This window comes from Kaistia defluvii, assembly GCF_026343955.1.
Classification (GTDB): Bacteria; Pseudomonadota; Alphaproteobacteria; order Rhizobiales; family Kaistiaceae; genus Kaistia; species Kaistia defluvii.
Map to the genome: position 1 here is coordinate 1 of NZ_JAPKNI010000021.1, position 926 is coordinate 926.

Below are 926 nucleotides of genomic sequence, written 5' to 3' on the forward strand. Positions count from 1 at the left end.
GGCCCAGGCGCCAGAGCCCCTCTCCGGAAACACAGTTCCGGCACCGCGGCGGCCGAGCGGCAGAACCGCGAGCGAAAAACATTCGCGGTGCCGACGCGGCGGCCAAGCCACCTCGAGCCCAAAGCCCCAAACCGCCTCGCCGGACAAACCGTGCGGCATAAGCGCCAGCGCCAAACCGCGGCCAATCCGGTGCGCCAGCGCAGTCCTCGATCGAGAAGACCAGAGCGGTCGTCCGATCTGCAGGTGGAAGACAGCCGCCCATCCGGCGAGAGTGGTGCGTTCGAGCCCCGCCTCCGCCAAAATCTCCGGATTGATCGACCCCGCTTTCTTGGCAATCGAATGACCCGGCCCGTACCCCGGCGCTAGTCACCGGACTGACGCGATCCGTCATCGACTCGTCCCGGCGTGGGCCCTCGGCAGGGGAGGGGCATTCTTCCTTGCGCGCTTCCGAGGCTGCGAAGCGGCGCCGACTTGAGCGGCCGATCTCCGTAACGTCGTGGCCCCGATCTCTCCGGCCCAAAACGATGCGATGCCCGACTTTTGAAGCTGGCAGATCCACTTGGCCATTCCGGCGTGGGCCGCCAAGCCTGCGCGGGGAGACCGGCCGGATGGATTCGAGTCGGCCCAACCAAGCGGTTCGCAGCGATTCGCCCGTTCGGGGGCCTTGGAATGTCGAAGCGTCGCCAGGATCGAGCTGGCGGCGCCGATCTGCATCCCTACCGGCGGCTTTTGCAGGAAATGACGCCGATGCCGGCACCGATCGGCGGACTGCCGGCGCCCGACCCAACGCCTGGCATCGGAATTTTGGAGATTTTCGAATTTTGCCGCAGCTTCAAAATTCCGCAGGATCCTGCGGCGATGCGGGCGACAAAAAGCGAGTTATGCACCCTTGTCCCCAGCCTCCCGGGGAACCATTTTGAGAATAG

1 protein-coding gene is annotated in these 926 nt (G+C 65.4%); it reads left to right on the forward strand.

The window, feature by feature from the left end:
* Positions 1 to 669: 669 nt before the first annotated feature.
* The coding region (locus OSH10_RS22890; RefSeq protein ID WP_266335080.1) for a hypothetical protein at positions 670 to 926 on the forward strand (257 nt) is incomplete at its 3' end.